10 protein-coding genes are annotated in these 6,572 nt (G+C 59.2%); 4 read left to right on the top strand and 6 right to left on the bottom strand.

Annotated elements, in window-relative coordinates:
- From ACC569_RS13500 to ACC569_RS13485, 4 genes are all read left to right on the top strand, one after another.
- Positions 1-205: DedA family protein (locus tag ACC569_RS13500; RefSeq protein WP_372524056.1), on the top strand; the 205-nt coding region annotated here is incomplete at its 5' end.
- A gap of 98 nt (positions 206-303) precedes the next feature.
- Positions 304-1,542: a GGDEF domain-containing protein gene (locus ACC569_RS13495; RefSeq protein ID WP_372524055.1), complete on the top strand. Its 1,239-nt coding sequence runs from the start codon at positions 304-306 to the stop codon at positions 1,540-1,542.
- Positions 1,543-1,572: 30 nt separating this feature from the next.
- Complete coding sequence (locus ACC569_RS13490) at positions 1,573-2,007, top strand: hypothetical protein (RefSeq protein ID WP_372524054.1); 435 nt, start codon at positions 1,573-1,575, stop codon at positions 2,005-2,007.
- Between the two features lie 26 nt (positions 2,008-2,033).
- Positions 2,034-2,987 (top strand): hydrolase, encoded by a 954-nt coding sequence (locus ACC569_RS13485; protein ID WP_372524053.1) that lies wholly within the window; start codon positions 2,034-2,036, stop codon positions 2,985-2,987.
- 17 nt (positions 2,988-3,004) lie between these two features.
- Here the strand turns inward: ACC569_RS13485 and ACC569_RS13480 are convergent, their stop codons facing one another.
- From ACC569_RS13480 to ACC569_RS13455, 6 genes are all read right to left on the bottom strand, one after another.
- Positions 3,005-3,472 carry a DUF2127 domain-containing protein gene (locus ACC569_RS13480; protein WP_372524052.1) on the bottom strand — a complete coding sequence of 156 codons (468 nt, stop codon included), beginning with the start codon at positions 3,470-3,472 and terminating at the stop codon, positions 3,005-3,007.
- A gap of 53 nt (positions 3,473-3,525) precedes the next feature.
- Positions 3,526-4,197 (bottom strand): endonuclease III domain-containing protein, encoded by a 672-nt coding sequence (locus ACC569_RS13475; protein ID WP_372524051.1) that lies wholly within the window; start codon positions 4,195-4,197, stop codon positions 3,526-3,528.
- A gap of 8 nt (positions 4,198-4,205) precedes the next feature.
- Positions 4,206-5,411: an MFS transporter gene (locus ACC569_RS13470; RefSeq protein ID WP_372524050.1), complete on the bottom strand. Its 1,206-nt coding sequence runs from the start codon at positions 5,409-5,411 to the stop codon at positions 4,206-4,208.
- A gap of 9 nt (positions 5,412-5,420) precedes the next feature.
- The gene (locus tag ACC569_RS13465; protein WP_372524049.1) at positions 5,421-5,840 is read right to left on the bottom strand and encodes a chromate resistance protein ChrB domain-containing protein; all 420 of its coding nucleotides are present in this window, start codon (positions 5,838-5,840) and stop codon (positions 5,421-5,423) included.
- A gap of 12 nt (positions 5,841-5,852) precedes the next feature.
- Positions 5,853-6,176 carry a thiosulfate sulfurtransferase GlpE gene (locus tag ACC569_RS13460; protein WP_372524048.1) on the bottom strand — a complete coding sequence of 108 codons (324 nt, stop codon included), beginning with the start codon at positions 6,174-6,176 and terminating at the stop codon, positions 5,853-5,855.
- On the bottom strand, positions 6,173-6,572 hold a 400-nt coding region (locus ACC569_RS13455; protein ID WP_372524047.1), incomplete at its 5' end, for a superoxide dismutase. The genes ACC569_RS13460 and ACC569_RS13455, both read right to left, overlap by 4 nt.

The following is a 6,572-nucleotide window of genomic DNA, read 5'->3' as shown; positions in this document are numbered from 1 at the left end:
CATGAATATGTGGCGCTTCAGTCTCTACACCTTTGTCGGCTCCTATATCTGGAGCGTGGGGCTGGCCTGGATCGGCATGAAGCTGGGGGAGCACTGGAACACCCTCGGGGTCTATTTCCACCGGTTCGACACCGCCATCGGCGTGATTCTGCTCATCGCCGTCGTGTGGTATGTCCGGCGGCACCTGCAGCACATGAAGCGCTGAAGTCGCCGGTTTTCCCCAGCAAATGCGTTAATCCGGGGGGAAATCCCCTACATTCGGCACTTTGAATGTGTCGCCCGCGTGCACTATGTTTATTCCTAATGGATACACAAACCCCGGGTGCCGGCAAAGCCGTGCCGGACACCAACACCCAGCCGAATCAAGGAATGAGCCGTAAGCCAGAAACCGCTGCGCCCGCGGCTGAAAAGGTCCGGGTGCTGGTGGCGGATGACTCGCGCGTCATTCGCAAGGCCATCAGCAAGATACTCAGCAACGAATTCGAGCTCATCGAGGTCGGAGACGGAGAAGCCGCGTGGGAGCACCTGCTCCAGGACGGTTCCATCGAAGTGTTGGTCTCCGACATCGAGATGCCGAAACTCGACGGCTACTCGCTTATCTGCCGCGTCCGCGCCGCCGAGCCGGAGCGCGTGCGCAATATTCCCATCATCGTCATCACCGGCGCCGACGATGAATTGACCCGCGAGCGCGCGTTCGCCTGTGGTGCGACCGATTTCATCATCAAGCCCATCGACGGTGTGCAGTTGCTGGCACGAACCCGCGCCCACGCCAAGCTCGATCAAACCACGCGCAAACTGGAGGAAACCTCCACGGCGCTGGAAGAACAGACGGCGGTCGACCCGCTCACGCAACTGCACAGCCGGCGTTACTTCCTCCAGCACGGCGTGCAGGATATCGCCTACGCCAAGCGTCATAACAGCGATGTATCCATCATCCGCATCGACATCGACAACTTCCGCTCGCTTTACAAGAAATACGGCGATCAAGCCTGCGATCAGATCCTCATCTGGCTCGCCAAAAAACTGACTGCCTCGAGCCGCACGGAAGACACCGTGGCCCGCACGGGAGGCGGGGAGTTCGCCATCCTGGCTCCGTCCTCGGGGCGCATGGAAGCCGCGGTACTGTGCGAGCGGGCACGCGCGGCGGTCAATGCCGAACCTTTCAAAAACGAAGACGTCACGATACCGCTGACGATCAGTCTCGGACTGGCGACACTGGGACGGGATCCCGGGGAGACCGTCGAGGAACTTCACGCGCTGGCCGAACAGCGCATGACGCTGGCCAAGGCGGCCGGTGGAAATCGCCTCGGTGTCAGCTACCGGGAGGAAGCGCCCAAGCCGGAAGAGGCCATTATCGAACAACCCGATCTCGAAACCGCGCTCAAGATGCTCGGCGCCAGCGAGGGCGGCAAACTGGTGCCGTTCCTGCCGGACCTGGTCGCGCGCTGCATTCCCCTGCTCGAATTCTGCAACAAAAAGCTCGATCTGGGCCTGGGTTTCGCCATCGAGTCTCTCAAGGAAAAAATCGCGGATATGCGATAATGGTCCGGAAACATCACGACGGTTCGGGCCATGAGCGAAAACGATACGTTTCACAAAGCCTTCCGCGGCACCTTCAGCAGCCTGCTGAGATGGCAGCAACTCGATGAATTCTGGAATGTCGTGCGCCGTAACGCTGGCGCCGGCTGGTATCTCTACGCAATCGGCGCCCCGGTCCCCGCGCATCAGTCCTCCGCCGAGGACGTCGTCAAATTCATCGCCGAAATCGACAAGCTGCTGCATAGCGAACACCACGAAGATTACTGCGGCATCGTGTATACCGACAGCATGGAAGCGCCTACCTTGATCAAAATTTTCGATCCAAACAATCTCGGCGTGTCCTGCGGTTTCAGCAACAACCCGCCGCTGCCCGGCTGGGTCATGAGCCTGATTCCGCCACAACCGATCGAGAGCCGGCGTCCGTTGCCCGCCAGCCGCCAACGTTGGTGGCAAACTCTCTGGACCTGACGCCAGCATTCTTCTCATTCACATCCATGGATGGATGTTTCAAACCCGCCTGGTGGTGCCGAGGTCCGCATGGCCAGACCCTGTGGGCACGTCTGGCGCGCCGCTCGCCTCGTGTCGCACTCTGGCGTGAACGTCTGGAATTGCCGGACGGCGATTTCATCGACCTGGACTGGACGGAAAAAGGCAGCGGACCGATCATCATTGTTTTGCACGGTCTCGAGGGCTCGTCCGATTCGCCGTACGCCCGCGGGCTGCTGCGAGCGATCGAGCGCCGCGGCTGGCGCGGTGTTGTCATGCATTTTCGTGGCTGCAGCGGCGAGCCCAACCGTCTGGCACGCAGCTACCACTCCGGCGATACCGGTGATCTCGCCTTCTTCATCGACACGCTCCGGCGTCGCGAGCCCCAAACGCCACTGGCAGTCGTCGGGTTTTCACTGGGCGGCAATGTTCTGCTGAAGTGGCTGGGAAAATCCGGTGGAGTGACGCCATTACAAGCGGCCGTGGCGGTATCGGTACCGTTTGTACTGCATGGCGCCGCCGCGCGGCTGCAACAGGGATTTTCCCGGTTATACCAATGGCAGTTGTTACGCTCCCTGCGGCACACCGTGGATGCGAAACGGCGCCACATGGAATTGCCGCTGAAAATACGGGATTTATCGGCGCTGAAAAACTTCCGCGATTTCGACGAGTACATCACGGCGCCGTTGCACGGTTTTGACAGCGCCGATCACTACTACACCGTGTCGAGCTCCCGGCAGTATCTCGGGGAAATTACCGTACCGACCTTGCTGCTGCACGCGCTTGACGATCCGTTCATGACCGAGTCGGCCATACCCCGGTCGGATGAACTGTCTGAATCCGTGACGCTGGAGCTTTCGCCTCACGGCGGGCACGTCGGCTTTGTCGCGGGGATCTGGCCGTGGCGGCCGCATTACTGGCTGGATGAACGCATCCCGGCGTATCTTGCCCGATATCTATAAACCGGCCGAGCTGCTCATTATGCCCCGGTGTTTTTGAAATAATCACGCCGCCAGTAGGTATAGAGGGCGAACCCCCACCAGCAGAGGACAATGACAATGCTCGTCAGCACGATCGCCTGCATGATGAGCGCGTTGTCGATTCCCTGTGCCTGCAAGGTGCTTTCATACCCACTCAACTGCTGCCTGATCAAGTTATCCATCAGCTGCCGGTTCAAGATAAATTGCAGTTTGTCGAGGGTGTAAACCGCCGTGGTTACAAAAACGAGCCCGTATCCCCACTTCCGGGCGCGCCACAACCCAACCCCCAGCGCTGCAAAGAGCACGGCATAGCCGATGTGATAGATGCCGACGCTCAGCCCGCTTCTTATCTCTCCGAACAGAGGCTCTTCCGCGGTAATCGAGATGAGCTCAAAGACGACGGAGGCTATCAATAGCACCGCCGTGGTACGAAAAGTGAAATGGCCTTTTTTTCGATCCTGTTCCATGGTCACATCCTCCATGCTGTTTACACGCTAATGTACGTATCGATCAAATGAAGTCAATGGAGTTCACTCCCGGACAGATCCGATGCCGGACAATCCTCGGCCAGACAACAACGGTCGCATAACGGCCGCTTGCGGCAGACATCCTTGCCGTGAACCACGACCAGGGCATGGTATTCGTTGAAAAGCCCGGCATTCGAATCGAGCGCATCCTCGAAAATATGCCGCAAGGTTTCATAATCCTCCGTGCCTTCAATCAAACCAAGACGCGCAAATATACGCCGGGTGTAGGCATCAATGACAAACACCGGGCGGTTAAAGACATAGAGCAGAATATCGTCGGCGGTTTCAGGGCCGATGCCATGCACGGCGAGAAGACGGCGGCGCAGTTCATCCGTGGGAAGTTTCGCAATTTTTCTGGTTCCGCCCTGCCCCAGCAACCACCAGCACATGGCGCGCAGGCGCTCGGCCTTGATATTGAAATATCCAGAAGGCTTGAGCCAGCCGGCGAGTCGGCGTGGATGGGTGTTGACGATCGCTTGCGGCGACAGTGCCTTGGCCTTTTTCAGGTTGGCGATTGCCTTTTCCACATTAGTCCAGGCGGTGTTTTGCGTCAGCACGGCGCCGACCATGATTTCAAACGCGGAGTTACCCGGCCACCAGTTTTGCTTTCCGTTGGCGGCGAAAAGCTTATCGTACACCTTGGGAATACTGGTACGTGCCTGCACCGGATTCGTTATTTTGCTGCCATCAATTCTTCAGGCGGTTTAACATGGCGGAATGCCTTGTAAAGCACGACATCGTAAACAATCTTCATGCCCGCGCCAATCAGCAGGGGTGTGGCCAGCGCGAACCCCTGCATCAGAAACCCGGCGAAAAACGGTGCGACGGCCCAGCCGCCCATGCGCACAAGGTGCGTGATGCCGGATGCAAACGTCCGCTCCTCGGGTCTGACCATCGCCATCACGTAGGACTGACGCGTGGGTACGTCCATCTCCACCAAACCCTCGCGCAGCAGGAACAGTAACGCGGCCACCGCGAAGCTGGGCGCGAACGGCACCGTCATGAGCAGGATACTTGAAGGGATATGGGTGAACACCATGGTGTTCACGAGACCGATGCGCGCGGCCAGCCACGCCGCGCCGAAGTGCGAAGCTGCGTTGGCTGTGCGTGCACAGAAAAATAGAATGGCGATGGTAGCCTCATCGACCGCGAACCGCACATAAAAGAAATACGCCAGCAGCGCCGTGCCGAGGAAACCGCCTGCCAGGCTGTCGAGCGCGAATAACGCCGATAATTTCCAGAGGACGCGGTGGCTTTGTGGCGCAAGTTTTACCGTCGCCGATGGCTTGTATGTCTCGACCGCGGGCGACAAACCGACATACAGCAGTGCGCTCAGAAGCAGCAGGCCGGCATAGACGGCGACGGTCGCATGGAACGAAGCCAGCACATCTACATCGAAAGACTCGCGCAACAGTACCGGCAAGGCCGCCAACACGCCGCCAAAAGCATGGCCCATATCCTGCAATACGTTATACCAGGCAAAAGCACGCGTGCGTTGCTCGGGCAGGATAGTGCCAGGCAGAATCGCCTGCTCCAGCACGAGTGAAGCGCCGCGGTCCCGACCCATGCCGTTGACCATGCCGATAAACGCGACCACGCAGACAGCCGGAAGGCTGGAAGTGACAATCAGTGCAAGTCCGCCTGCCGCGCAGGCGACGCCGATGACAAGCAAGGACCGCCGCCGTCCCAGCCGGTCGCCGAGAAACGTCACGATCAGGGTTGACAGCGCCGCGCCGGTGAGACCGGAGCCGATGACGAGACCGATATCGGCGGACGTGAAGGCAAGCTTGTCGAGGTAAATACCCAGCAGCACGCCCATCAAGCCGGTGGCAAGCGCGCGCAGGAGCGCGGCCGCATAAATAATCAGGCGATCGCTCATCCGCGCCGGCTACGCGCCGCGGCACCAGGCATACAGGGCGTCGTAAACCACCATGCCGTGCATGAGCATCTGGTGGTCATCCCGGAAGTTCTGCGACAGCCCACGCGAGACAGCGAGCAGTCCCGCCGCTTCCGGCGCAAAATCCGGCCGGCCGGTGTCGGCGGCACGCACAATGACCGCGAGCTTTTGCAGTGCGGGATCGGTCAGTTGATATTTCTTGAGAAACGCATCAAAGCTGCAAAACTCCCCGACGTGGCCCAGCTCCACGCCGGAAACGTCATAAGGAGTCGCACCGGTTTCGGCCGCCACTTTCATCACCCGATCCCCTGACACGTACAAAAATTCCGGGGTCTTGTCGATAAACCGCGCGATCAGCCACGGGCAGGCGATACGATCGATCTTGGGACGTTCACGGGTAACCCATTTCATGTCGTGCTCCGGCTACTTCGGAACGGTTTCACCGCCGGTTTGCTTCCAGGCTTCGATACCGCCCTCGATGAATCGCGCCTTGACGCCCTTTGCCTTCAGCTGGTCCACCACTGACTTGCTTACAGAACCGCCGCGCGCGCAATAAATCACGATTTCCCGGTCGAGCGGCAATGCCGTGCTCCATTGCGTCAGCCTTTCCGGATCGAGCCAGGCGGCACCCGGAATCTTCTGGCCGTCGGTGTCGTAATCGATCCGGCGCCGCACATCGAGCAACAAGATGGTTTTACGGTTTTCCAGGAGTTGCTTAAGCTCGTCGGGTGAGATAGTCCGATTCATTTCAGGCATTCCTCGTAAAGACGGGTGACGTTGACCCAATTGATATTTTGCATGAAAACCTCGACATAGGCCACCGCCTTGGCGCCGTAATCGATGTGGTAAGAATGCTCGTACATGTCGAGCGCGAGAATCGGCGTGCCGCGAGCAAGGTGGCAGGTGTGATCGGCCGCCCACTGGTTAATGAGTTTCTTGTCGCGATGAGAATACATGAGCAACACCCAACCGGAACCGCCGCCTTGGGCTTTGCCCATCGCACTGAACTCGGCCTGCCAGCGCTCGGCACTGCCAAAGTCGCGGGCAAGCACGGAGTGCAACGCGCCTTGCGCCTGCCCGTCTCCGCCCAGGCTGTCGAAGTAGAGTTCATGCAAGATCATGGAATTGGCGGCAATCAGCTCT

Source organism: Sulfuricaulis sp., assembly GCF_041499725.1.
Classification (GTDB): domain Bacteria; phylum Pseudomonadota; class Gammaproteobacteria; order Acidiferrobacterales; family Sulfurifustaceae; genus Sulfuricaulis.
This window is presented reverse-complemented; position numbering and strand designations above follow the sequence as displayed.

Coding starts and splice junctions, on each gene's coding strand:
- ACC569_RS13470 (WP_372524050.1), bottom strand. CDS start 5,411: ATGAGCGATCGCCTGATTATTTATGCGGCCGCGCTCCTGCGCGCGCTT.
- ACC569_RS13490 (WP_372524054.1), top strand. CDS start 1,573: ATGAGCGAAAACGATACGTTTCACAAAGCCTTCCGCGGCACCTTCAGC.
- ACC569_RS13465 (WP_372524049.1), bottom strand. CDS start 5,840: ATGAAATGGGTTACCCGTGAACGTCCCAAGATCGATCGTATCGCCTGC.
- ACC569_RS13495 (WP_372524055.1), top strand. CDS start 304: ATGGATACACAAACCCCGGGTGCCGGCAAAGCCGTGCCGGACACCAAC.
- ACC569_RS13485 (WP_372524053.1), top strand. CDS start 2,034: ATGGATGGATGTTTCAAACCCGCCTGGTGGTGCCGAGGTCCGCATGGC.
- ACC569_RS13480 (WP_372524052.1), bottom strand. CDS start 3,472: ATGGAACAGGATCGAAAAAAAGGCCATTTCACTTTTCGTACCACGGCG.
- ACC569_RS13460 (WP_372524048.1), bottom strand. CDS start 6,176: ATGAATCGGACTATCTCACCCGACGAGCTTAAGCAACTCCTGGAAAAC.